The organism is Streptomyces sp. Root1304 (assembly GCF_001426405.1).
Taxonomy (GTDB): Bacteria; Actinomycetota; Actinomycetes; order Streptomycetales; family Streptomycetaceae; genus Streptomyces.
On sequence record NZ_LMEP01000001.1, the window covers coordinates 536656 to 559877 of the forward strand.

The following is a 23222-nucleotide window of genomic DNA, read 5'->3' on the forward strand; positions in this document are numbered from 1 at the left end:
CTTACAGCACCTCCGGCGCGAGCGAGATGATCTTCATGAACTTCTTCTCGCGCAGCTCACGGCCGACCGGGCCGAAGATACGGGTGCCACGAGGGTCGCCGTCGTTCTTGAGAATGACAGCGGCGTTCTCGTCGAAGCGGATGTACGAGCCGTCCTGGCGGCGGCGCTCCTTGACGGTGCGAACGATGACCGCCTTGACGACGTCACCCTTCTTCACGTTGCCACCGGGGATCGCGTCCTTGACGGTGGCGACGATGACGTCACCGATGCCCGCGTAGCGGCGACCCGAGCCACCGAGAACACGGATGCAAAGGATCTCCTTGGCACCAGTGTTGTCGGCGACACGCAGTCGCGACTCCTGCTGGATCACGTCTATCTCCTGATTTGTCTGCCGGTTCCCGGCGGGGTCGTGCCAACGGTCAGCACGACCCCACCGAGCCTGGCGGAACGAACTCGAAGGGTTACCCCTTCAAGAATTACTTGGCCTTCTCGAGGATCTCGACGACGCGCCAGTGCTTCGTCGACGACAGCTTCCGGGTCTCCATCAGGAGGACGCGGTCACCGATGCCGGCAGCGTTCTGCTCGTCGTGAGCCTTGAGCTTGTTCGTACGGCGGATGACCTTGCCGTACAGCGCGTGCTTGACGCGGTCCTCGACAGCGACGACGACGGTCTTGTCCATCTTGTCGCTGACGACCAGGCCCTCGCGGACCTTGCGAGCGTTGCGCTCGGTCTTCTCAGTCACGTTGCTCTCGCTCATCAGACGTTCTCCACCGTCTCGATGCCCAGCTCGCGCTCGCGCATCAGGGTGTAGATCCGGGCGATGTCCTTACGGACGGACTTGAGCCGACCGTGGTTCTCGAGCTGGCCCGTCGCCGCCTGGAAGCGGAGGTTGAACAGCTCTTCCTTGGCCTCGCGGAGCTTGTTGAGAAGCTCCTCGTTGCCCAGCTCGCGCAGCTCGGACGCCTTGGTACCGGCCGACATCACAGCTCACCTGCTTCGCGCTTCACGATCTTGCACTTCATCGGCAGCTTGTGGGCCGCACGGGTCAGGGCCTCGCGCGCGATCTTCTCGTTCGGGTAGGACAGTTCGAACATCACCCGACCCGGCTTGACGTTCGCGATCCACCACTCCGGAGAACCCTTACCGGAACCCATGCGGGTCTCGGCGGGCTTCTTCGTCAGCGGGCGGTCCGGGTAGATGTTGATCCAGACCTTGCCGCCACGCTTGATGTGGCGGGTCATCGCGATACGAGCCGCCTCGATCTGGCGGTTGGTCACGTACGCCGGCGTGAGGGCCTGAATGCCGTACTCGCCGAACGCAACCTGCGTACCACCCTTGCTCATACCCGAGCGCTTGGGGTGGTGCTGCTTGCGGTGCTTGACCCTACGGGGGATCAGCATTTCGGTCAGGCCTCCGTTCCGGTGCTCTCAGCCGGAGCGGCAGCGGCGGCGGGAGCCTCGGCCTTGGGGGCCTCGGCAGCCGACGCGGACTGCTGCTGCGGCTTGCGGCCGCGGCCGCCACGCTCGCCACCACGGCCACCACGGCCGGCGGGACGGTCGCCAGCGCCGGCACCACGGGCCGGGCGGTTACCCGCACGGGCCGCAGCGTTCTCGGCGCGGACCTCGGCGATGTTCTTGACGTCGCCCTTGTAGATCCAGACCTTGACGCCAATGCGACCGAAGGTCGTCTTGGCCTCGAAGAAGCCGTAGTCCACGTTCGCGCGGAGCGTGTGCAGCGGCACACGGCCCTCGCGGTAGAACTCCGAGCGGGACATCTCGGCGCCGCCGAGACGACCGCCGCACTGGATCTTGATGCCCTTGGCGCCGGCCTTCATCGTGCCCTGCATGCTCTTACGCATGGCGCGACGGAAGGAGACGCGGGAGGAGAGCTGCTCGGCAACGGCCTGGGCGACCAGCTGAGCGTCCATCTCGGGGTTCTTGACCTCGAGGATGTTCAGCTGGACCTGCTTGCCCGTGAGCTTCTCGAGGTCGCCGCGGATGCGGTCGGCCTCGGCGCCACGGCGGCCGATGACGATGCCGGGACGCGCGGTGTGGATGTCCACCCGCACACGGTCACGGGTGCGCTCGATCTCAACCTTCGAGATGCCGGCGCGCTCCATGCCGGACGTCATCATCCGACGGATGGCGACGTCTTCCTTGACGTAGTCCTTGTACAGCTTGTCGGCGTACCAACGGGACTTGAAGTCCGTGGTGATGCCGAGCCGGAACCCATGCGGGTTAACCTTCTGGCCCATTACCGGGTTCCTTCCTTGCTGCTGACGACCACGGTGATGTGGCTGGTCCGCTTACGGATCCGGTAGGCACGGCCCTGGGCACGCGGACGGAACCGCTTCAGGGTCGGGCCCTCATCCACAAACGCCTCGCTGATGACCAGCGAAGAGGCGTCCGTGTGGTCGTAGTTGTGTGCAGCGTTGGCAATGGCGCTGTCCAGCACCTTGCCAACCGGCACGCTCGCGGCCTGCGGGGCGAAACGCAGGACCGCCTGAGCCTCCGTGGCGTCCATGCCACGGATAAGGTCCACCACTCGGCGGGCCTTCATGGGCGTGACGCGGATGTACCGCGCCTGGGCCCTGGCTTCCATGGTTGTCCTTCCAGTGTCTGTCATGGTCATTCCACCCCGCTACTAGCGGCGCTTCGACTTCCGGTCGTCCTTCACGTGACCCCGGAAGGTGCGCGTCGGCGAGAACTCGCCGAGCTTGTGGCCGACCATCGACTCGGTGACAAACACCGGAATGTGGGTCTTGCCGTTGTGCACCGCGATCGTGTGGCCGAGCATGGCCGGGATGATCATCGAGCGACGGGACCAGGTCTTGATGACGTTCTTGGTACCGGCTTCGTTCTGAGCGTCCACCTTCTTTACGAGGTGGCCGTCAACGAAGGGTCCCTTCTTGAGACTGCGCGGCATCTAAACCCGCTCCTAGCGCTTCTTGTTCGTCTTGCGGCGGCGGACGATGTACTTGTTCGAAGCCTTCTTCGGCGAACGAGTACGACCCTCCTTCTGACCCCACGGGGAGACCGGGTGGCGACCACCGGAGGTCTTGCCCTCACCACCACCGTGCGGGTGGTCCACCGGGTTCATCGCCACACCGCGAACGGTCGGGCGAACGCCCAGCCAGCGCTTACGGCCGGCCTTGCCCCAGTTGATGTTCGACTGCTCGGCGTTGCCGACCTCGCCGATGGTGGCGCGGCAGCGGGCGTCGACGAGACGGATCTCACCGGACGGCATACGAAGGTGGGCCATCGTGCCCTCCTTCGCCAGCAGCTGCACGGAGGCGCCGGCCGAGCGGGCGAACTTGGCACCGCCACCGGGACGGAGCTCGATCGCGTGGATCGTGGTACCGACCGGGATGTTGCGGAGCGCCAGGTTGTTGCCGGGCTTGATGTCAGCGCCGGGGCCGTTCTCGACGCGGTCACCCTGCGTCAGACCCTTGGGGGCGATGATGTAGCGCTTCTCGCCGTCCACGTAGTGGAGCAGCGCGATGCGCGCGGTGCGGTTGGGGTCGTACTCGATGTGAGCGACCTTCGCCGGCACGCCGTCCTTGTCGTGACGACGGAAGTCGATCACGCGGTAGGCGCGCTTGTGGCCACCGCCCTGGTGACGGACGGTCACACGACCGGTGTTGTTACGGCCGCCCTTGCTGTGCAGGGGGCGGACCAGCGACTTCTCCGGCGTGGACCGCGTGATCTCGACGAAGTCGGCTACGGAGGAGCCACGGCGGCCCGGCGTAGTCGGCTTGTACTTGCGGATTCCCATTTCTCAGTCCTCGTCCGATTCCGGACGATCCAGACCGCCGTTAGGCGGTCGGACCGCCGAAGATGTCGATACGGTTGCCCTCGGCAAGGGTCACGATGGCGCGCTTGGTGTCCTTGCGCTTGCCGAAACCGGCCTTGGTGCGCTTGCGCTTACCCTGGCGGTTGATCGTGTTGACCCCGGTGACCTTGACCGAGAAGACCGCCTCGACGGCCTGCTTGATCTGGGTCTTGTTGGAGCCAGGCGCGACGATGAACGTGTACTTGTTCTCGTCCAGCAGGGCGTAGCTCTTCTCCGAGACGACCGGCTTGATCAGAATGTCGCGCGGGTCCGAGAAGGTCTTGCTGGTGACGACGGCCTCAGTCATCAGGCGTCGCTCCCTTCGGTCTCAGCGGTCTGGGGGCCAGACACGAAAGACTCGAGGGCGGCCTGGGTGAAGACCACGTCGTCGGAGACGATCACGTCGTACGTGTTGAGCTGGCCCGGCTCCAGGATGTGCACCTGGGGCAGGTTACGAGCGGACAGCCACGCGGCCTCGTCGGAGCGCTCGACGACCAGGAGCAGGTTCTTGCGCTCCGAGATCTTGCCGAACAGCGTCTTCGCGGCCTTGGTGGAGACGTCACCCTCGACCACGCCGGTGACGACGTGGATGCGGGAGTGGGTGGCCCGGTCCGACAGGGCACCGCGGAGGGCGGCGACCTTCATCTTCTTCGGGGTCCGCTGCGAGTAGTCACGCGGCTGCGGGCCGTGGACAACGCCACCGCCGGCGAACTGCGGGGCGCGGGTCGAACCCTGACGGGCGCGGCCGGTGCCCTTCTGGCGGTAAGGCTTCTTGCCACCACCACGGACTTCGCCACGACGCTTGGTCTTGTGCGTGCCCTGACGGGCCGCGGCCAGCTGCGCGACGACGACCTGGTGGATCAGCGGAACGCTGACCTTGGCGCCGAAGATCTCCGCGGGGAGCTCGACGGTCCCGGTCTTCTCGCCTGCCGGCGAAAGGATGTCAATGGTGCTCATCGGTTCCTCAAACCCCCTTGGCCGCGGTGCGGACCAGGACGAGGCCACCGTTGGGGCCGGGGACGGCGCCCTTGATGAGCAGCAGACCCTTCTCGGCGTCAACGGCGTGGACGGTCAGGTTCTGGGTGGTCACACGCTCGTTGCCCATGCGACCAGCCATCTTCATGCCCTTGAAGACACGGCCCGGGGTGGCGCAGCCACCGATGGAACCGGGCTTGCGGTGCACGCGGTGGGCACCGTGCGACGCCTTGCCACCACGGAAGTTGTGGCGCTTCATGACGCCGGCGAAGCCCTTGCCCTTGCTCTTCGCGGTGACGTCGACCTTCACGCCGGCCTCGAAGAGCTCGGCGGTGATCTCCTGGCCGAGCGTGTACTCGGCGGCGTCAGCGGTGCGGAGCTCCACCAGGTGGCGGCGCGGGGTGACGTCGGCCTTGGCGAAGTGACCCTTGAGGGGCTTGTTCACCTTGCGCGGGTCGATCTCGCCGAAGGCGATCTGGACCGACTCGTAGCCGTCGACGTCGTTCGTACGCACCTGGGTCACGACATTGGGGCCGGCCTTGACGACGGTCACCGGGACGACCCGGTTGTTCTCGTCCCAGACCTGCGTCATGCCGAGCTTCTCGCCCAGGATGCCCTTGATGTTCTTAGCCATCTCGCGCGCCCTCAGAGCTTGATCTCGATGTCGACGCCCGCCGGGAGGTCGAGACGCATGAGCGAGTCAACCGTCTTCGGCGTGGGGTCGAGGATGTCGATGAGGCGCTTGTGCGTGCGCATCTCGAAGTGCTCGCGCGAGTCCTTGTACTTGTGCGGCGACTTGATGACGCAGTACACGTTCTTCTCAGTGGGCAGCGGCACCGGGCCCGCGACCGACGCACCAGTGCGGGTCACCGTCTCGACGATCTTCTTCGCCGAGGAGTCGATGACCTCGTGGTCGTAGGCCTTGAGCCGGATGCGGATCTTCTGTCCCGCCATGGCTACTAGTAGTCCTTTGTCTCGTAACGCTCTGGAACCTGGTCGGCTGTACAAACTGCGGAGAGTCGCCCTCCTCCGACCCACGCGGTCGGGCGTGTCGCACTCCCTCTACGCAGAAATCCCAGAGGGATTTCCCAACCAAGGGGGCACGGTCGCCATGACCGCAGGCCGGGGGCGGCAGCACTGACTCCACTGGCCCACCGGGCGCCTGGTCGGCACCCCGCTGACGCTTCCCAGAAGATTCCCGTACGTCCGCCCCAGAGGAGCGACGAGTACTGTGGGACTCGCTTCCGGTCCTCCCGACGGGAGGCGCGCAGCATCGGCACTCAACCGAGCAACCCCGACAGTCTGCCATACGGGGCCATCCGGCCGCCAATCGGGATCGAAGACTGTACCCCACGTCACGTACGGGCATGCGCCGGGCGCACGCGCCTCGCGCGTCCGCCCCCTCCTTCCCCCTCACCCCAAGCGCCGTGCGCGCTCCGTGAGATGGCGCCGCTCGGGGGCACTGGTCGTCCGGCGGGCCGCCTCCCGGTAGGCCGCGGCCGCCTCCTCCCGCTCGCCGAGGAGTTCGAGGAGATGCGCCCGGGCCGCGAGCAGCCGGTGGTGCCGCGCGAGGCGCTTGTCCCGCGCCACCTCGTCCAGCACGGCGAGCCCCGCCCCCGGCCCCTTCACCATCGCGACCGCCACCGCCCGGTTCAGGGTGACCATCGGATTCGGCCCGGTCCCCTCCAGCAGCTCGTAGAGCGCGAGGATCTGCGGCCAGTCGGTCGCCGCCGCGGACTCCGCCTCGTCGTGCACCGCCGCGATGGCCGCCTGGAGCTGGTACGGGCCGACCCGGCCGAGCGGCAGCGTACGGCTGATCAGCGCGACGCCCTCCTCGACCAGATCCGCGTCCCACCGCCCCCGGTCCTGCTCCGCGAGCGGCACCAGCTCGCCGTGCGGCCCGGTGCGCGCCGGCCGGCGGGCGTCGGTGAGCAGCATCAGGGCGAGCAGCCCCGCCGTCTCCGTGTCCCCGGGCAGCAGCCGGTGGAGCAGCCGCGCCAGCCGGATCGCCTCCGTGGACAGCTCGGGCACGGTCAGCGCGTCCCCGCCGCTGGCCGTGTACCCCTCGTTGAAGACCAGATAGAGCACGTGCCGCACCTCGGCGAGCCGGGCCGTGCGCTCCTCCCCCTCGGGCAGGGCGAGCGATCCGCCCGCCGCCCTGACCGTCTGCTTGGCCCGGCTGATCCGCTGCGCCATGGTCGCCTCGGGCACCAGGAAGGCGGCGGCGATCTGCGCCGTGGTGAGACCGCCGACCGCGCGCAGGGTGAGCGCGATCCGGCTCGGCGGCGACAGGTCGCGGTGGCAGCAGAGGAACAGCAGCGCCAGGGAGTCGTCCCGGTCGGTGCCGGGGTCCTCGTCGGCGGCGTGCGCGAGGAGTTCCGAGGCGGGGGTGGCCAGGGCGAGGGAGTCCTCGCGGCGGCGGCGCGCGGCCTCGCTGCGCACCTCGTCGACGAGCCGGCGCTGGGCGACGGTGACCAGCCAGCCGCGCGGGTTGTCGGGGACGCCCTCCTCCGGCCACTGCCGGGCGGCCGCGATCAGGGCCTCCTGGACGGCGTCCTCGCAGGTGTCGAAGGCGCCGTACCGGCGGACGAGCCGGCCGAGGACCTGCGGCGCGTACTCCCGCAGCAGGTCCTCGATCCGGTGCGGGTGGGGCGTCCCGGTCACACGTCCGCCGCGGACTCGTGCAGCACCGGCCACAGTTCGACCGGGTCCACGTCCGCGAACGGCATGTCCGCGGCGATCTCCTGGGCTCGCTCCAGGCTGTCGCAGTCCAGCAGGTAGAAGCTGGCCAGGTACTCCTTGGTCTCCAGGTACGGCCCGTCGGTGACGGCGGGGGCCCCGCCCTCCCGGCGCACGAGCTGTGCGGCGGCCGCGTCGGCCAGTCCGTAGGCGCCGATCAGCTCGCCGCTCTCCCGGTACTTCCGGTTGAAGGCCTCCTGCCGGGCGATCGCCCCGGGCCACTCCTCGGCCGGGAAGGACTCCCACTTGGCCTGGTTGCCGTAGATCATCGCGACGTACTTCATCTCGGGTTTCCTCCCCGTACCGCCCGCCCCTGTGGCGCGCTGTCACCCTTCGGTCGGAGCCGGGACCGTCCGCTCGACATCGGTCCTCACATCCGAGGGATCTTTTTTCGAAGATCTTTTCCCCGGGGCCGGCCCGGCACAACCCCGGCGCTCGCATATCCGTCTTGCAGGGGACCGATTGAGCGAAGGGCCCCGCCGTGCACACTCCACCCCGCCGCCGGACGGTCCTCGCCGCCGCCCTCGCGGTCACCTCGGCCGCCGCCGGGTGTTCCGTCCCGGAGCCGCGCAGGACCGCGCCGACCGCCGACCCGGCGCCCGGCAAGCCGATCGCCTCCGCGCCCGCCCGCCGGGCCCTGCTGCTCCAGGTCGCCGCGCACCCGGACGACGACCTGTACTTCATGAACCCCGACTCCCAGCGGCTGCTGGACGCCGGGGTCCCGCTGGTCTCCGTGTACGTGACGGCCGGCGAGCACACCGGCCGCAACCGGATCGCCGGGATGCCCGACACTCCCCCGGACCGGGCCGCGTACTCCTCCGCCCGCCACCAGGGGCTGCGCCAGTCGTACGCGGTGGCGCTGGGCCTGCCGGCGTTCACCCCGTGGCGGCGGGAGACGCTCGCCCTCCCCGACGGCCGGCGCGCGGAGCTCGACACGCTCACGCACGGCGCCCGCCGGGTCGAGCTGGTCTTCCTCAACCTGCCGATGCACACGAGCCGCCGGTACATGGCGCTGCCCGCGCTCTGGCACGACCGCGCGCTGGAGCTGCGCACCCATCTGTCCACCGGTTCGCCGGTGACCCGCTCGGACACGTACGACTACGACCGCCTGGTCGGCGTCCTCGCCGAGCTCTTCCACCGCTACCGGCCCACCGTGGTGCACACCCTCGACCCCGACCCGGACGTCCAGACCAGCGACGAGGCCACCCGGAAGCGGGACTCCGAGCAGCCGGGCTACTCCGACCACGGGGACCACACCGCGGTCGCCTGCTTCACCTGGGCGGCGCTGGCCCGCTGGGTCACGGACACGGTCGGGGCCGGCGGTCCGATACCGGCGTTCACCACGACCGCCTTCCGCGGCTACTACAACCGGCACTGGCCCAAGAACCTCCCGCCGGGGCCGCTGAAGGAGAAGGCCGCCCGCCTCGTCCCGTACGGCGGCGACCCGTCCTGGGAGTGCGGCAACCCCTCGGGCTGCGGCGACTACGGCGTCGGCGGCGACCGGCCCCTCACCAACCGCAAGGGCTGGGTCCGCTCCACCCACCACCGCTGGCCGAGCGCGGGCCCCGCGCTCGCGCGCGAGCCGGACGGCCGCCTCGGCGCGTACGGGGTGCTCGGTCTGCGCGCGGTCCGCTGGCGCGAGCGGACACCCGGCGCCTGGAGCGCGCCCGAGGACCTGGGCGGCGGCCCGCTGGCGCCCGCGCTCGGCTCGGCGGTGCTGGCCGACGGCCGCGTCCTGCTCTTCGGCGTGCGGTTCGCCGCGCTCGACGGCCACGGCGGCCCGAACCGGCGCGAGCTGGTCCTCCTGGAGCAGCGCTCCCCCGGCGGCCCGTTCCTGGCCTGGACCGGACTCGGCAACCCGGAGCGCGGGGACGACCGGGGGCGGCGGATCGGCGCGCCGGTCGCGGTCACGGCCCCGGACGGCCGGGTCCACCTCTTCGTACGGAACGCGGAGAAGGGCGTCTCCACCCGGGTCCGGGCGGCGGCCGACGGCTCCTGGGGTCCGTGGCGGGCACTGCCCGGCACGGCCGAGGTCCAGGACGGGCTCGCGGTCTCGCTCGACGGCTCGGGCCGGGTGCACCTGTACGCGGCCGGGCGGGAGTCCGTACGGCACTGGGTGGACGGGGTGGAGCGCACGGAGCCGCTGCCGCGCTCGGGGTCCACGGTGGCGTCGGCCGGCGGGGAGCTGTACCACCGGGCGCCCGCCGCCGCCGCGCTGCTCGGTCCAGGGGGCGACGCGGGCCTGGACGGCTTCGGGGGCGTGGTCGCCGCCCGCTCGGCGTCCCTCGGCACGGTGCTGCTCGGCACGGACGAGGAAGGCCGGGTGCGGGTCAGGTCCGGCGGCCGGCTCCGCACACGTACGACGGGCCCCTCGGCGGTCTCGGCCGCGCTGCACCTGGGGGCGCCCGGCGTGACCGTGGTGGGCCTCGGCGCGGACGGCCGACCGTGGAGCTGGCGACCGTAGGACCCGGGAAGCGGGCCCCCGGGAACGCGAGAAGGCCCCGCACCTTTCGGTGCGGGGCCTTCCCCTACTGCTCAGTGGCTCGTACGAGCCACCAGGTCAGTTCAAGATCAGGCAGTGATCTTGACGACCTGGCCGGCGCCGACGGTCCGGCCACCCTCACGGATGGCGAACTTGAGGCCCTCCTCCATGGCGATGGGCTGGATCAGCTCAACGCTCATGGCGGTGTTGTCGCCCGGCATGACCATCTCGGTGCCCTCGGGGAGGGTCACGACGCCGGTCACGTCCGTGGTACGGAAGTAGAACTGCGGGCGGTAGTTGTTGAAGAACGGGGTGTGACGGCCACCCTCGTCCTTCGACAGGATGTAGGCCTGGGCCTCGAACTGGGTGTGCGGCGTGACCGAACCCGGCTTGATGATGACCTGGCCGCGCTCGACATCCTCGCGCTTGATGCCACGGAGGAGCAGACCGACGTTCTCACCGGCCTGGCCCTCGTCGAGCAGCTTGCGGAACATCTCGATACCGGTGACCGTGGTGGTGGTCTTCTCGGTCTTGATGCCGATGATGTCGACGGTCTCGTTGACCTTGAGGATGCCGCGCTCGATACGACCGGTGACGACGGTGCCACGACCGGTGATCGTGAAGACGTCCTCGATCGGCATCAGGAACGGCTTGTCGACGTCACGCTCGGGCTGCGGGATCGACTCGTCGACGGCGTGCATGAGGCCGAGAAGCTTCTCGCCCCACTCCTTGTCGCCCTCGAGCGCCTTGAGCGCCGAGACGCGGACGACCGGCAGGTCGTCGCCCGGGAACTCGTACTCGGAGAGGAGCTCACGGACCTCGAGCTCGACGAGCTCCAGGATCTCCTCGTCGTCCACCATGTCGGCCTTGTTCAGGGCGACGACGATGTACGGAACGCCGACCTGGCGGGCCAGGAGCACGTGCTCCTTGGTCTGCGGCATCGGGCCGTCGGTGGCGGCGACCACGAGGATGGCGCCGTCCATCTGCGCGGCACCCGTGATCATGTTCTTGATGTAGTCAGCGTGACCCGGGCAGTCGACGTGCGCGTAGTGACGCGACTCCGTCTGGTACTCGACGTGCGCGATCGAGATCGTGATACCGCGCTGGCGCTCCTCGGGAGCCTTGTCGATCTGGTCGAAGGCCGAGGCCTCGTTCAGGTCCGGGTACGCGTCGTGCAGCACCTTGGTAATGGCGGCCGTGAGGGTCGTCTTACCGTGGTCAATGTGACCGATGGTGCCGATGTTGACGTGCGGCTTAGTCCGCTCGAACTTTGCCTTCGCCACTGAATCCTCCTGCGGAGTGGTTCTGTACGCCTTGCTTCATCGGCGCCAGGTGATCTTTGCTGGGATGCCAGTCGCCCGGGGCCCGTTCCTCGGGTTTCGGGGGCCGAGCCCCGGCGACTGGTGTCAAGCCTAAAGCGTGAACTCGGAAGAGTTACTCGCCCTTGGCCTTCGCGATGATCTCCTCGGCGACGTTCCGCGGAACCTCGGCGTAGGAGTCGAACTGCATCGAGTAGCTTGCGCGACCCGAGGTCTTGCTGCGGAGGTCTCCGACGTAGCCGAACATCTCCGAGAGGGGCACGAGGCCCTTCACGACGCGAGCGCCGCTGCGCTCCTCCATGGCCTGAATCTGGCCACGGCGGGAGTTGATGTCACCGATGACCTCGCCCATGTAGTCCTCGGGCGTGGTGACCTCGACGGACATCATCGGTTCGAGGATGACCGGCGAAGCCTTGCGCGCGGCCTCCTTGAAGGCCTGCGAACCGGCGATCTTGAACGCGAGCTCGGAGGAGTCGACCTCGTGGTAGCCACCGTCGAGAAGGATGACGCGGACGCCAGTCATCTCGTAGCCGGCCAGGATGCCGAACTGCATGGCCTCCTGCGCACCCGCGTCGACCGAAGGGATGTACTCCTTCGGGATGCGGCCACCGGTGACCTTGTTCACGAACTCGTACGAGGCGTCGCCGCCCTCGATGGGCTCGATCGCGATCTGCACCTTGGCGAACTGACCGGTACCACCGGTCTGCTTCTTGTGGGTGTAGTCAAGTCGCTCGACGGCCTTGCGGATCGTCTCGCGGTACGCGACCTGCGGCTTGCCGACGTTCGCCTCGACCTTGAACTCGCGACGCATGCGGTCGACGAGGATGTCGAGGTGAAGCTCGCCCATACCACCGATGATGGTCTGGCCGGTCTCCTCGTCCGAGTGCACCTGGAAGGAGGGGTCCTCCTCCGCGAGACGCTGGATGGCAACACCCAGCTTCTCCTGGTCACCCTTGGACTTGGGCTCGATCGCGACCTGAATGACCGGCGCCGGGAAGTCCATGGACTCCAGGATGACCGGGTTCTTGTCGTCGCACAGCGTCTCACCGGTGGTGGTCTGCTTCAGGCCCATGACGGCGACGATGTCGCCGGCGCCCACCGAGTCGATCTCCTCACGCTTGTTCGCGTGCATGCGGTAGATCTTGCCGATGCGCTCCTTCTTGCCCTTGACGGAGTTCAGCACCGCGGTGCCGGCCTCCAGGCGACCGGAGTAGATCCGGACGAAGGTGAGCTTGCCCAGGTGCGGGTCGCTCGCGATCTTGAACGCGAGGGCCGACAGGGGCTCGTCGTCGGACGGCTTGCGCTTGACGATCTCCTCCGGGTCCTTCACGCCGTGGCCCTCGATGGCCTCGACGTCCAGGGGGGAGGGGAGGTAGCGCACGACCGCGTCGAGCAGGGGCTGGACGCCCTTGTTCTTGAACGCGGTGCCACAGAAGACGGGGGTGACCGTCTTCTCGCCGCCACCCTTGCCGGAGGCAATGGTGATGCGACGGACGGCAGCGTAGAGCTGCTCCTCGGTGGGCTCGACGCCCTCGAGGAAGAGCTCCATGAGCTCCTCGTCGTTCTCGGCGACGGTCTCGACCAGCTTGGCGCGCCACTCTTCGGCGAGCTCGGTGTGCGAGGCCGGGATGTCGACGACGTCGTACATCTCACCCTTGCTGGCCTCGGCGGACCAGACGAGGGCCTTCATGCGGACGAGGTCGACGACGCCCTGGAAGTCCATCTCGGCGCCGATCGGGAGCTGCATGACGATCGGGACGGCGCCGAGGCGCTCCACGATCATGTCGACGCAGCGCAGGAACTCGGCGCCCGTACGGTCGAGCTTGTTGACGAAGCAGATACGCGGAACGCCGTAGCGGTCCGCCTGACGCCAGACAGTCTCGGACTGGGGCTCGACGCCGGCCACACCGTCGAACACGGTGACAGCACCGTCGAGCACGCGCAGCGAACGCTCCACCTCGACGGTGAAGTCGACGTGACCCGGCGTGTCGATGATGTTGATCGTGTGATCGACATTCTCGAGCGGCCAGTGGCAGGTCGTCGCGGCGGACGTGATCGTGATGCCGCGCTCCTGCTCCTGCTCCATCCAGTCCATCGTGGCAGCGCCGTCGTGGACTTCACCGATCTTGTAAGAGACACCGGTGTAGAACAGGATCCGCTCGGTGGTGGTCGTCTTGCCCGCGTCGATGTGCGCCATGATGCCGATGTTGCGCACCTTGGCAAGGTCAAGCGAAGTGGTAGCCATATCGGCTCAGTCTTCTCTCGGTCTCGATGTGGGTTGCGACTACCAGCGGTAGTGCGCGAAGGCCTTGTTGGACTCGGCCATCTTGTGCGTGTCCTCGCGCTTCTTGACGGCCGCACCGAGGCCGTTCGAGGCGTCGAGGAGCTCGTTCATGAGGCGCTCGGTCATGGTCTTCTCGCGACGGGCGCGGGAGTAACCGACGAGCCAGCGGAGGGCCAGCGTGGACGCGCGGCCCGGCTTGACCTCGATCGGCACCTGGTAGGTGGCGCCACCGACACGGCGGGACTTGACCTCGAGGGCCGGCTTGACGTTCTCCAGCGCGCGCTTCAGCGTGATGACCGGGTCCTGGCCGGTCTTCTCGCGAAGACCCTCCATGGCGCCGTACACGATGCGCTCGGCGGTGGAACGCTTGCCGTCCAGCAGGATCTTGTTGATCAGCGAGGTGACAAGAGGAGAGCTGTAGACCGGGTCGATGATGACCGGGCGCTTCGGGGCGGGGCCCTTACGAGGCATTCTTACTTCTCCTTCTTGGCGCCGTAGCGGCTGCGAGCCTGCTTACGGTTCTTGACGCCCTGCGTGTCGAGGGAACCGCGGATGATCTTGTAGCGAACACCCGGCAGGTCCTTCACACGGCCACCGCGCACGAGCACGATCGAGTGCTCCTGCAGGTTGTGACCCTCACCCGGGATGTAGGCCGTGACCTCGATGCCCGAGGTCAGACGCACACGCGCGACCTTACGGAGGGCCGAGTTCGGCTTCTTCGGGGTGGTCGTGAACACACGCGTGCAGACGCCGCGACGCTGAGGGGAACCCTCGAGTGCGGGCGTCTTGTTCTTCTCGACCTTGTCCTGCCGGCCCTTACGGACCAGCTGCTGGATCGTAGGCACTACTTCTCCGGTTTCTGTGTGCCGTCGTAAAACTAACCTGGAACATCCACCGACCCACGCGGTCGGGTGTGTCGAATCTCGCGGACCTCCGCCGAAGCGGAGAAGGCGCGGATCACGGCGGCCGGTATCGGACTCACTGTGCGGTTGAGGACACGCACGCGAGCCCAGGCACACCCCAGGCACAAGGCATGAGCGTACCTATCGCATGGACTCCGGTCAAAACAAATGCCGACGCGCAGGTCAGCCCCGACGGAGCTGTGGGCCCGTCAGGCGGCGAGAAACCGGTGCAGGGAGGCGGTGAGGGCCGTGACGAAGGACATACAGGTTTTCTCGGGCACCAGATCCAGCGACAGGTAGGGGTTCAGGTCCTCCAGCTCGACCAGGAGCAGCTCTCCCCCGGGCGCCCTGCAGGCGTCCACGCGCTGGATGCCCGCGTCCAGGGTGTTCCAGTCCACGAAGCGGCGCGCGAAGGCCAGGTCGTCCCCGGTGGGCTCGTACGGCTCCAGCTCCCAGCGGCACTCCGGGTCGGGCGCGTACAGGGCGTACTGGAAGAGGTCGTCGACGAAGTAGAACGACACCTCGTAGCGGAAGTCCACCCGCGGCTGCACCAGGAGTCCGTCGAGGTCCAGCCCGGTCAGCTCCTCCCGGGGCAGGAAGCGCAGGCCGAGGGAGTCGGCGCCGGCCTTCGGCTTCACCGCGTACGCGGCGGCCCCGGGCAGCCGGTCGAGGTGCTCCGCCCGGTCGACGGTGGGGATGACCGGGTACCCGGCGGCCGTCAGGTCCAGCAGGTACTGCTTGCCGGCCATGTCGCCGCGCCCGTGGAGCGGGTTGTAGACGCGGGTCCCCCGGGCCAGGGCGGCGGCCCGGAAGGCCTCGTACTCCCGCTGGTAGCCCAGGACGGGCCCGCTGTTGCGCACGACGACCGCGTCGAAGCCGTCCATGAGCGCCGCCGCGTCGAGCGGATGGCAGAGCGCCAGGTCGAAGTCCTCGCGCAGCCGGGCGGTCAGCCGGATGTCCTCGTCGCAGTAGCGCCGTCCACGGGCCGGATAGGCGAGGTCGGAGACGTACAGGAGGCGGGGGCGGGCGGGCACGGGCGGCTCCTCGGTCGGACGGGGCCGCCAACCTACCGGGCCCGCGCGCACGGGCGTCCGCGGGGTCCCGGTACGCCGAAGGGCGGCACCCCGGTCACGGGGTGCCGCCCTTCGGTTCGCACTACTTACTGGTTGTACGGACCGTAGTCGTAGTCCTCCAGCGGAACGGCCTGGCCGGAGCCCGAGCCGAACGGCGAGTAGTCGATGTCGTCGTAGCCGACGGCCGAGTACATCGCGGCCTTGGCCTCCTCGGTCGGCTCCACCCGGATGTTGCGGTAGCGGGACAGACCCGTACCGGCCGGGATGAGCTTACCGATGATGACGTTCTCCTTGAGGCCGATGAGGCTGTCGGACTTGGCGTTGATCGCCGCATCCGTCAGGACTCGGGTCGTCTCCTGGAAGGAGGCGGCCGACAGCCAGGATTCCGTCGCCAGCGAGGCCTTGGTGATACCCATCAGCTGCGGACGGCCGGAGGCGGGGTGACCGCCCTCGGTGACCACACGACGGTTCTCGGTCTCGAACTTCGAGCGCTCGACGAGCTCGCCCGGAAGCAGCTCCGCGTCGCCGGACTCGATGATCGTCACGCGGCGCAGCATCTGCCGGATGATGATCTCGATGTGCTTGTCGTGGATCGACACGCCCTGCGAGTTGTAGACCTTCTGGACTTCGGCGACCAGGTGGATCTGGACCGCGCGCTGACCGAGGATGCGCAGCACGTCGTGCGGGTTGGTGGCACCCACGGTGAGCTTCTGGCCCACCTCGACGTGGTCGCCCTCGCCCACGAGCAGACGGGCACGCTTCGAGATCGGGAACGCCGTCTCGTCGGTGCCGTCGTCCGGGGTGACGACGATCTTCTTCGTCTTCTCGGTCTCCTCGATGCGGACGCGGCCGGCCGCCTCCGAGATCGGGGCGACACCCTTGGGCTGACGCGCCTCGAAGAGCTCGACGACACGCGGCAGACCCTGGGTGATGTCGTCACCGGCCACACCACCGGTGTGGAAGGTACGCATCGTCAGCTGGGTACCGGGCTCACCGATGGACTGGGCGGCGATGATGCCGACCGCCTCACCGATGTCGACCAGCTTGCCGGTGGCGAGCGAACGGCCGTAGCAGAACGCACAGGTACCGACGGCCGACTCACAGGTCAGGACCGAGCGGGTCTTGACCTCCTCGACACCGGCGCCCACGAGGGCGTCGATGAGCACGTCACCCAGGTCGACGTTGGCGGGCGCGATGACCTTGCCGTCGACGACGACGTCCTCGGCGAGCATCCGCGCGTACACGGAGGTCTCGACGTCGTCCGTCTTGCGCAGCACACCGTCGGCGCCGCGCTCGGCGATCCGCAGCTTCAGACCGCGCTCGGTGCCACAGTCCTCCTCGCGGATGATCACGTCCTGCGAGACGTCCACCAGACGACGGGTCAGGTAACCCGAGTCGGCGGTACGCAGGGCGGTGTCCGCCAGACCCTTACGGGCACCGTGAGTGGAGATGAAGTACTCCAGAACGGTGAGGCCCTCACGGAAGGACGCCTTGATGGGACGCGGGATCGTCTCGTTCTTGGCGTTCGACACCAGACCACGCATACCCGCGATCTGACGCATCTGCATCATGTTTCCTCGGGCACCCGAGTCGACCATCATGAAGATGGGGTTCGTCTTCGGGAAGTTCGCGTTCATCGCCTCGGCAACCTCGTTGGTCGCCTTGGTCCAGATCGCGATGAGCTCCTGAGTGCGCTCTTCCTTCGTGATGAGACCGCGCTCGTACTGCTTCTGGACCTTCTCGTCCTGCTCCTCGTAGCCCTTGACGATGGCCTTCTTGGCCTCGGGCACGACGACGTCGGAGATGGCCACGGTGACACCGGAACGGGTCGCCCAGTAGAAGCCCGCCGCCTTCAGGTTGTCGAGCGTCGCCGCCACGATGACCTTGGGGTAGCGCTCGGCGAGGTCGTTGACGATCTCGGAGAGCTGCTTCTTGCCGACGGAGTAGTCGACGAACGGGTAGTCCTCGGGCAGCAGCTCGTTGAAGAGCGCGCGGCCCAGCGAGGTCCGCAGGCGGAACGAGTCACCCTGCTGCCACTCCGGCTCACCCTCCTCGGCGACCGGGGGAACCCAGCCGCGGGGAGCGATGGTGCCGACGGGGAAGCGGATGTCGATCTGCGACTGCAGAGCGAGCTCGCCGGCGTCGAACGCCATGATCGCCTCGGCCGTGGAGCCGAACGCGCGGCCCTCGCCCTTGGTGTCACGGAGCTCACCGTCGGTGGTCAGGAAGAACAGACCGAGGACCATGTCCTGGGTCGGCATCGTGACCGGACGGCCGTCGGCCGGCTTCAGGATGTTGTTCGAGGACAGCATCAGGATGCGGGCCTCGGCCTGCGCCTCCGCGGAGAGCGGCAGGTGCACGGCCATCTGGTCACCGTCGAAGTCCGCGTTGAACGCGGTGCAGACGAGCGGGTGGATCTGGATGGCCTTGCCCTCGACCAGCTGGGGCTCGAAGGCCTGGATGCCGAGGCGGTGCAGCGTGGGCGCACGGTTCAGCAGAACCGGGTGCTCGGCGATGACCTCTTCGAGGACGTCGTACACGACCGTGCGGCCGCGCTCGACCATCCGCTTGGCGCTCTTGATGTTCTGCGCGTGGTTCAGGTCGACCAGGCGCTTCATCACGAACGGCTTGAAGAGCTCCAGCGCCATGGCCTTCGGCAGACCGCACTGGTGCAGCTTCAGCTGCGGACCGACGACGATCACGGAACGCGCGGAGTAGTCCACGCGCTTGCCGAGGAGGTTCTGACGGAAACGACCCTGCTTGCCCTTGAGCATGTCGCTCAGGGACTTCAGCGGGCGGTTGCCGGGGCCCGTCACCGGGCGACCACGACGACCGTTGTCGAAGAGGGCGTCCACGGCCTCCTGGAGCATGCGCTTCTCGTTGTTCACGATGATCTCGGGCGCGCCGAGGTCGAGAAGCCGCTTCAGGCGGTTGTTGCGGTTGATCACGCGGCGGTACAGGTCGTTCAGGTCGGAGGTCGCGAAGCGGCCACCGTCCAGCTGCACCATCGGACGCAGGTCCGGCGGGATGACCGGCACGCAGTCGAGCACCATGCCCTTGGGCTTGTTGGCCGTCTGCAGGAACGCGGAGACGACCTTGAGGCGCTTGAGCGCACGGGTCTTCTTCTGGCCCTTGCCGGTACGGATGATCTCGCGGAGGCGCTCGGCCTCCTCCTCGAGGTCGAAGGACTCCAGGCGCTTCTGCAGCGCGGCGGCACCCATGCAGCCGTCGAAGTACGTGCCGAAGCGGTCACGCAGCTCGCGGTAGAGGAGCTCGTCGCCCTCCAGGTCCTGGACCTTGAGGTTCTTGAAGCGCGCCCAGACCTCGTCGAGACGGTCGATCTCGCGCTGCGCACGGTCGCGCAGCTGCTTCATCTCGCGCTCGGCACCCTCGCGCACCTTGCGGCGCACGTCGGCCTTGGCACCCTCGGCCTCGAGCTCGCCGAGGTCGTTCTCGAGCTTCTTGGCGCGGGCCTCCAGGTCGGAGTCGCGACGGTTCTCGATCTGCTGGCGCTCGACGGAGACGTGCGCCTCCAGCGAGGGCAGGTCACGCGTACGACGCTCGTCGTCGACGTACGTGATCATGTACGCCGCGAAGTAGATGACCTTCTCGAGGTCCTTCGGGGCGAGGTCGAGCAGGTATCCGAGGCGCGACGGGACGCCCTTGAAGTACCAGATGTGGGTGACGGGAGCGGCGAGCTCGATGTGGCCCATCCGCTCGCGGCGCACCTTCGCGCGGGTGACCTCGACGCCACACCGCTCACAGATGATGCCCTTGAAGCGGACACGCTTGTACTTGCCGCAGTAGCACTCCCAGTCCCGGGTCGGACCGAAGATCTTCTCGCAGAAGAGTCCGTCCTTCTCGGGCTTGAGCGTGCGGTAGTTGATGGTCTCCGGCTTCTTGACCTCGCCGTGGCTCCACTGACGGATGTCGTCAGCGGTGGCCAGACCGATCCGGAGCTCGTCGAAGAAGTTGACGTCGAGCACTATGCGTCAATCCCTCTCAGGGTTGTAAGGCTTTGGGGTCTGATACGGGGGTCCTGGGGCCGGCGGGGGGACCAATGCTGGTCCCCCTGCCGGACTCCCGTCAGACCTCTTCGACGCTGCTCGGCTCGCGCCGGGACAGGTCGATGCCGAGCTCCTCCGCTGCGCGGAAGACGTCCTCGTCGGTGTCGCGCATCTCGATGGACATGCCGTCCGAGGACAGCACCTCCACGTTGAGGCACAGGGACTGCATCTCCTTGATGAGCACCTTGAAGGACTCGGGGATGCCGGGCTCAGGGATGTTCTCGCCCTTGACGATGGCCTCGTAGACCTTCACGCGGCCGGTCACGTCGTCGGACTTGATCGTCAGCAGCTCCTGGAGGGCGTAGGCGGCGCCGTACGCCTCGAGCGCCCACACCTCCATCTCACCGAAGCGCTGGCCACCGAACTGGGCCTTACCACCCAGCGGCTGCTGGGTGATCATCGAGTACGGGCCGGTCGAACGCGCGTGGAGCTTGTCGTCGACCAGGTGGTGGAGCTTGAGGATGTACATGTACCCGACGGAGATCGGGTCCGGGAACGGCTCGCCGGAGCGGCCGTCGAACAGCCTCGCCTTACCGGTCGGGAGCACCATGCGCTCGCCGTCGCGGTTCGGGATGGTGTGGTTCAGCAGGCCCGCGAGCTCGTCCTCGCGCGCACCGTCGAAGACCGGGGTGGCGACGTTGGTGCCGGGGGCGACCTGGTCGGCACCGATGGCCTGGAGGCGCTGCGCCCACTCGTCCGCGAGGCCGGAGACGTCCCAGCCGCGGCTGGCGAGCCAGCCGAGGTGGATCTCCAGGACCTGTCCCGGGTTCATTCGGGACGGGACACCCAGCGGGTTGAGGATGATGTCGACCGGGGTGCCGTCCTCCAGGAACGGCATGTCCTCGATCGGCAGGATCTTCGAGATGACGCCCTTGTTGCCGTGACGGCCGGCGAGCTTGTCACCGTCGGTGATCTTGCGCTTCTGGGCGACGTAGACGCGGACCAGCTGGTTCACGCCCGGGGGAAGCTCGTCGCCCTCCTCGCGGTCGAAGACGCGGACGCCGATGATCTTGCCGATCTCGCCGTGCGGCACCTTCAGCGAGGTGTCACGGACCTCGCGCGCCTTCTCACCGAAGATCGCGCGGAGCAGGCGCTCCTCCGGGGTCAGCTCGGTCTCGCCCTTGGGCGTGACCTTGCCGACGAGGATGTCGCCGGCGACGACCTCGGCACCGATACGGATGATGCCGCGCTCGTCGAGGTCGGCGAGGACCTCCTCGGAGACGTTCGGGATGTCCCGGGTGATCTCCTCCGGGCCGAGCTTGGTGTCACGGGCGTCGACCTCGTGCTCCTCGATGTGGATCGAGGAGAGGACGTCGTCCTGCACGAGGCGCTGCGACAGGATGATCGCGTCCTCGTAGTTGTGACCCTCCCACGGCATGAACGCCACGAGCAGGTTCTTGCCGAGCGCCATCTCGCCGTCTTCGGTGGCGGGACCGTCGGCGAGGACCTGGCCCTCGATGACGCGGTCGCCCTCGTCCACGACGACCTTCTGGTTCACAGAGGTGCCCTGGTTGGAGCGGGAGAACTTGTGCAGGCGGTACGTGATGTACGTGCCGTCGTCGTTGGCGACCGTGATGTAGTCGGCCGACAGCTCCTGGACGACACCGTCCTTCTCGGCCTTGAGCACGTCGCCGGCGTCGGTGGCGCAGCGGTACTCCATGCCGGTGCCGACGAGCGGGGCCTCCGACTTGATGAGCGGCACCGCCTGACGCATCATGTTCGCGCCCATGAGGGCACGGTTGGCGTCGTCGTGCTCGAGGAACGGGATCATCGCCGTCGCGACCGACACCATCTGGCGCGGCGAGACGTCCATGTAGTCGACCTCGGCCGGCGGGACGTAGTCGACCTCGCCGCCACGCTTACGGACCAGGACGCGGGGCTCGGTGAACTGGAGCTCGTCGTTCAGGGTCGCGTTCGCCTGGGCGATGACGAAGCGGTCCTCCTCATCGGCGGTGACGTAGTCGACCTCGTCGGTGACCTGGCCGTCGATGACCTTGCGGTACGGCGTCTCGATGAAGCCGAAGGGGTTGATCCGGCCGTACGAGGCGAGCGAACCGATCAGACCGATGTTCGGGCCTTCGGGGGTCTCGATCGGGCACATGCGTCCGTAGTGGGACGGGTGCACGTCTCGGACCTCGAAGCCGGCCCGCTCACGGGACAGACCACCAGGGCCCAGCGCCGAGAGACGACGCTTGTGCGTCAGACCCGACAGCGGGTTGTTCTGGTCCATGAACTGGGACAGCTGGCTGGTGCCGAAGAACTCCTTGATGGAGGCGACGACCGGCCGGATGTTGATCAGGGTCTGCGGCGTGATCGCCTCGACGTCCTGGGTGGTCATGCGCTCGCGCACGACGCGCTCCATACGAGCCAGACCCGTGCGGACCTGGTTCTGGATGAGCTCGCCGACGTTGCGCAGACGACGGTTGCCGAAGTGGTCGATGTCGTCGGTCTCGACGACGATCTCGCTGCCGCTCTCGCCGATCGTCTCGGTCTCGCCCGCGTGGAGCTTGACCAGGTACTTGATCGTGGCGATGACGTCATCGGTGGTGAGCACGCCGGCGTCCAGCGGCTCGTCCGCGCCGAGCTTCTTGTTCACCTTGTAGCGGCCGACCTTGGCGAGGTCGTAGCGCTTCGGGTTGAAGTAGAGGTTCTCGAGCAGCGTCTGAGCGGCCTCACGGGTCGGCGGCTCGCCCGGACGCAGCTTGCGGTAGATGTCGAGCAGCGCGTCGTCCTGGCCCTGGGTGTGGTCCTTCTCCAGGGTGGCGCGCATGGACTCGTACTCGCCGAACTCCTGCAGGATCTGCTCGGTGGTCCAGCCGAGAGCCTTGAGGAGGACGGTGACGGACTGCTTGCGCTTGCGGTCGATGCGGACACCGACCAGGTCGCGCTTGTCGATCTCCATCTCCAGCCAGGCACCCCGGGACGGGATGATCTTGGCGGAGAAGATGTCCTTGTCGGACGTCTTGTCGATGGAGGAGTCGAAGTAGACACCCGGCGAACGGACCAGCTGCGACACCACGACACGCTCGGTGCCGTTGATGACGAAGGTGCCCTTGTTCGTCATGAGCGGGAAGTCGCCCATGAAGACCGTCTGGGACTTGATCTCGCCGGTCTCGTTGTTGGTGAACTCGGCGGTGACGAAGAGCGGGGCGCCGTACGTGAAGTCACGGTCCTTGCACTCGTCGATCGAGTTCTTCGGCGGCTCGAAGCGGTGGTCGCGGAAGGTCAGCGACATCGACCCGGAGAAGTCCTCGATCGGGGAGATCTCCTCGAAGATCTCCTCCAGGCCGGACTTCCTGGGGACGTCCTGTCCCGACTCAAGGGCAGCCTCGACGCGAGCCTTCCAGGCGGCGTTGCCGAGCAGCCAGTCAAAGCTCTCGGTCTGCAGCGCGAGGAGGTTCGGAACCTCGAGGGGCTCCCTGATCTTTGCAAAAGAGATGCGCAGCGGGGCGGTGCTTGCGCCGTTGTTCGTATTGGTCGAGGCGTTGCGCGAGGCGGCCAAGAGGGGGTCCTTCCGAGGGCTCGGACTCACTACGCGCGTACCGGTCC

At 67.8% G+C, this 23222-nt stretch carries 22 protein-coding genes; 1 reads left to right on the forward strand and 21 read right to left on the reverse strand.

The window, feature by feature from the left end; genetic code table 11:
* Position 1: 1 nt before the first annotated feature.
* The 14 genes from rplN to ASD33_RS02465 form a co-directional block, all read right to left on the reverse strand.
* Complete coding sequence (gene rplN, locus ASD33_RS02400; RefSeq protein WP_003956455.1) at positions 2–370, reverse strand: 50S ribosomal protein L14; 369 nt, start codon at positions 368–370, stop codon at positions 2–4.
* A 106-nt stretch (positions 371–476) separates the two neighbouring features.
* Positions 477–758, reverse strand: coding sequence for a 30S ribosomal protein S17 (rpsQ, locus tag ASD33_RS02405; RefSeq protein ID WP_024755411.1), 282 nt, complete (start codon positions 756–758; stop codon positions 477–479).
* Positions 758–982 (reverse strand): 50S ribosomal protein L29, encoded by a 225-nt coding sequence (gene rpmC / locus ASD33_RS02410; RefSeq protein WP_056552388.1) that lies wholly within the window; start codon positions 980–982, stop codon positions 758–760. Before rpmC ends, rpsQ begins: the two co-directional genes overlap by 1 nt.
* Positions 982–1401, reverse strand: coding sequence for a 50S ribosomal protein L16 (gene rplP / locus ASD33_RS02415; protein WP_015035580.1), 420 nt, complete (start codon positions 1399–1401; stop codon positions 982–984). Before rplP ends, rpmC begins: the two co-directional genes overlap by 1 nt.
* A 5-nt stretch (positions 1402–1406) precedes the next feature.
* Complete coding sequence (rpsC, locus tag ASD33_RS02420; RefSeq protein WP_056552391.1) at positions 1407–2255, reverse strand: 30S ribosomal protein S3; 849 nt, start codon at positions 2253–2255, stop codon at positions 1407–1409.
* On the reverse strand, positions 2255–2602 hold the full coding sequence (rplV, locus tag ASD33_RS02425; RefSeq protein WP_056552397.1) for a 50S ribosomal protein L22: 348 nt from the start codon (positions 2600–2602) through the stop codon (positions 2255–2257). The genes rpsC and rplV overlap by 1 nt, the downstream gene beginning before the upstream one ends.
* 42 nt (positions 2603–2644) lie before the next feature.
* Positions 2645–2926 carry a 30S ribosomal protein S19 gene (gene rpsS, locus ASD33_RS02430; RefSeq protein ID WP_015035577.1) on the reverse strand — a complete coding sequence of 94 codons (282 nt, stop codon included), beginning with the start codon at positions 2924–2926 and terminating at the stop codon, positions 2645–2647.
* 12 nt (positions 2927–2938) lie between these two features.
* Entirely contained in the window at positions 2939–3775 is an 837-nt protein-coding gene (rplB, locus tag ASD33_RS02435; RefSeq protein WP_030208986.1) for a 50S ribosomal protein L2, read from the reverse strand.
* A 40-nt stretch (positions 3776–3815) separates the two neighbouring features.
* A complete protein-coding gene (gene rplW / locus ASD33_RS02440; protein WP_015035575.1) occupies positions 3816–4139 on the reverse strand; it encodes a 50S ribosomal protein L23 in 324 nt (107 codons plus the stop codon).
* The gene (gene rplD, locus ASD33_RS02445; protein ID WP_056552400.1) at positions 4139–4789 is read right to left on the reverse strand and encodes a 50S ribosomal protein L4; all 651 of its coding nucleotides are present in this window, start codon (positions 4787–4789) and stop codon (positions 4139–4141) included. The genes rplW and rplD overlap by 1 nt, the downstream gene beginning before the upstream one ends.
* A 7-nt stretch (positions 4790–4796) precedes the next feature.
* Complete coding sequence (gene rplC, locus ASD33_RS02450) at positions 4797–5441, reverse strand: 50S ribosomal protein L3 (protein WP_056552407.1); 645 nt, start codon at positions 5439–5441, stop codon at positions 4797–4799.
* An 11-nt stretch (positions 5442–5452) separates the two neighbouring features.
* The gene (gene rpsJ, locus ASD33_RS02455) at positions 5453–5761 is read right to left on the reverse strand and encodes a 30S ribosomal protein S10 (protein WP_003948644.1); all 309 of its coding nucleotides are present in this window, start codon (positions 5759–5761) and stop codon (positions 5453–5455) included.
* A gap of 459 nt (positions 5762–6220) precedes the next feature.
* Entirely contained in the window at positions 6221–7471 is a 1251-nt protein-coding gene (locus tag ASD33_RS02460) for a sigma-70 family RNA polymerase sigma factor (protein ID WP_056552410.1), read from the reverse strand.
* Positions 7468–7830 (reverse strand): YciI family protein, encoded by a 363-nt coding sequence (locus ASD33_RS02465; protein ID WP_056552416.1) that lies wholly within the window; start codon positions 7828–7830, stop codon positions 7468–7470. The genes ASD33_RS02460 and ASD33_RS02465 overlap by 4 nt, the downstream gene beginning before the upstream one ends.
* Before the next feature lie 197 nt (positions 7831–8027).
* Here ASD33_RS02465 and ASD33_RS02470 point away from each other — a divergent pair, with 197 nt between their 5' ends.
* A complete protein-coding gene (locus ASD33_RS02470; protein WP_056552418.1) occupies positions 8028–10010 on the forward strand; it encodes a PIG-L family deacetylase in 1983 nt (660 codons plus the stop codon).
* Positions 10011–10117: 107 nt separating this feature from the next.
* On the opposite strand, the gene tuf is transcribed toward ASD33_RS02470, so the two are convergent.
* The 7 genes from tuf to rpoB form a co-directional block, all read right to left on the reverse strand.
* A complete protein-coding gene (gene tuf, locus ASD33_RS02475) occupies positions 10118–11311 on the reverse strand; it encodes an elongation factor Tu (RefSeq protein ID WP_056552421.1) in 1194 nt (397 codons plus the stop codon).
* A gap of 151 nt (positions 11312–11462) precedes the next feature.
* Positions 11463–13592 carry an elongation factor G gene (gene fusA / locus ASD33_RS02480; RefSeq protein ID WP_056552423.1) on the reverse strand — a complete coding sequence of 710 codons (2130 nt, stop codon included), beginning with the start codon at positions 13590–13592 and terminating at the stop codon, positions 11463–11465.
* A gap of 39 nt (positions 13593–13631) precedes the next feature.
* Positions 13632–14102, reverse strand: a complete 471-nt coding sequence (gene rpsG / locus ASD33_RS02485; protein WP_015035567.1) for a 30S ribosomal protein S7 — start codon at positions 14100–14102, stop codon at positions 13632–13634.
* Positions 14103–14104: 2 nt separating this feature from the next.
* Complete coding sequence (gene rpsL / locus ASD33_RS02490) at positions 14105–14476, reverse strand: 30S ribosomal protein S12 (RefSeq protein ID WP_003948652.1); 372 nt, start codon at positions 14474–14476, stop codon at positions 14105–14107.
* A gap of 266 nt (positions 14477–14742) precedes the next feature.
* A complete protein-coding gene (locus ASD33_RS02495) occupies positions 14743–15567 on the reverse strand; it encodes a hypothetical protein (RefSeq protein ID WP_056552426.1) in 825 nt (274 codons plus the stop codon).
* Positions 15568–15692: 125 nt separating this feature from the next.
* The gene (locus tag ASD33_RS02500; RefSeq protein WP_056552428.1) at positions 15693–19592 is read right to left on the reverse strand and encodes a DNA-directed RNA polymerase subunit beta'; all 3900 of its coding nucleotides are present in this window, start codon (positions 19590–19592) and stop codon (positions 15693–15695) included.
* 100 nt (positions 19593–19692) lie between these two features.
* Entirely contained in the window at positions 19693–23175 is a 3483-nt protein-coding gene (gene rpoB, locus ASD33_RS02505) for a DNA-directed RNA polymerase subunit beta (RefSeq protein WP_056552429.1), read from the reverse strand.
* Positions 23176–23222 lie beyond the last annotated feature (47 nt).

What these genes read in the sequence shown, in the direction of transcription:
- rplD (WP_056552400.1), bottom strand. Translation starts at nt 4,789, where the DNA reads ATGAGCACCATTGACATCCTTTCGCCGGCAGGCGAGAAGACCGGGACC.
- fusA (WP_056552423.1), bottom strand. Translation starts at nt 13,592, where the DNA reads ATGGCTACCACTTCGCTTGACCTTGCCAAGGTGCGCAACATCGGCATC.
- rplW (WP_015035575.1), bottom strand. Translation starts at nt 4,139, where the DNA reads ATGACTGAGGCCGTCGTCACCAGCAAGACCTTCTCGGACCCGCGCGAC.
- rpmC (WP_056552388.1), bottom strand. Translation starts at nt 982, where the DNA reads ATGTCGGCCGGTACCAAGGCGTCCGAGCTGCGCGAGCTGGGCAACGAG.
- rpsQ (WP_024755411.1), bottom strand. Translation starts at nt 758, where the DNA reads ATGAGCGAGAGCAACGTGACTGAGAAGACCGAGCGCAACGCTCGCAAG.
- rplC (WP_056552407.1), bottom strand. Translation starts at nt 5,441, where the DNA reads ATGGCTAAGAACATCAAGGGCATCCTGGGCGAGAAGCTCGGCATGACG.
- rpsJ (WP_003948644.1), bottom strand. Translation starts at nt 5,761, where the DNA reads ATGGCGGGACAGAAGATCCGCATCCGGCTCAAGGCCTACGACCACGAG.
- rplB (WP_030208986.1), bottom strand. Translation starts at nt 3,775, where the DNA reads ATGGGAATCCGCAAGTACAAGCCGACTACGCCGGGCCGCCGTGGCTCC.
- rpsG (WP_015035567.1), bottom strand. Translation starts at nt 14,102, where the DNA reads ATGCCTCGTAAGGGCCCCGCCCCGAAGCGCCCGGTCATCATCGACCCG.
- rplV (WP_056552397.1), bottom strand. Translation starts at nt 2,602, where the DNA reads ATGGAAGCCAGGGCCCAGGCGCGGTACATCCGCGTCACGCCCATGAAG.
- ASD33_RS02465 (WP_056552416.1), bottom strand. Translation starts at nt 7,830, where the DNA reads ATGAAGTACGTCGCGATGATCTACGGCAACCAGGCCAAGTGGGAGTCC.
- rplP (WP_015035580.1), bottom strand. Translation starts at nt 1,401, where the DNA reads ATGCTGATCCCCCGTAGGGTCAAGCACCGCAAGCAGCACCACCCCAAG.
- rpsS (WP_015035577.1), bottom strand. Translation starts at nt 2,926, where the DNA reads ATGCCGCGCAGTCTCAAGAAGGGACCCTTCGTTGACGGCCACCTCGTA.
- rpsC (WP_056552391.1), bottom strand. Translation starts at nt 2,255, where the DNA reads ATGGGCCAGAAGGTTAACCCGCATGGGTTCCGGCTCGGCATCACCACG.